Below are 234 nucleotides of genomic sequence, written 5' to 3'. Positions count from 1 at the left end.
GGCATGGCTCGTCACGCACAGCCGCCGCGTCGGGGAGGAGGCGCTGGCCGCATTGCCGGACCATTGGGCGCGCATGACCGAACAGCGCGTCGGCTTCTCCAAAACCGTGCTTACCGGCAAATATGGCGGCATCGTCCTGACGTCTTCCGTAGAAGAGAGCTACAAGTTCATCAACGACTATGCGCCGGAACATCTGGACCTTCTTTCAACCGATCCGTTCGCGCATCTCGGCCA

Annotated in this window: 1 protein-coding gene; it reads left to right on the top strand. The window is 61.1% G+C overall.

Going from position 1 to position 234, the window contains the following annotated elements; translation table 11 throughout:
• Positions 1-234: histidinol dehydrogenase (locus tag R0J92_RS26910; protein WP_411053936.1), on the top strand; the 234-nt coding region annotated here is incomplete at both ends.

Source organism: Tritonibacter sp. SIMBA_163 (assembly GCF_046535935.1).
GTDB lineage: Bacteria > Pseudomonadota > Alphaproteobacteria > Rhodobacterales > Rhodobacteraceae > Epibacterium > Epibacterium scottomollicae.
Note: the sequence above shows the minus strand (reverse complement) of the source record. Positions and strands in the feature narration are given on the sequence as shown.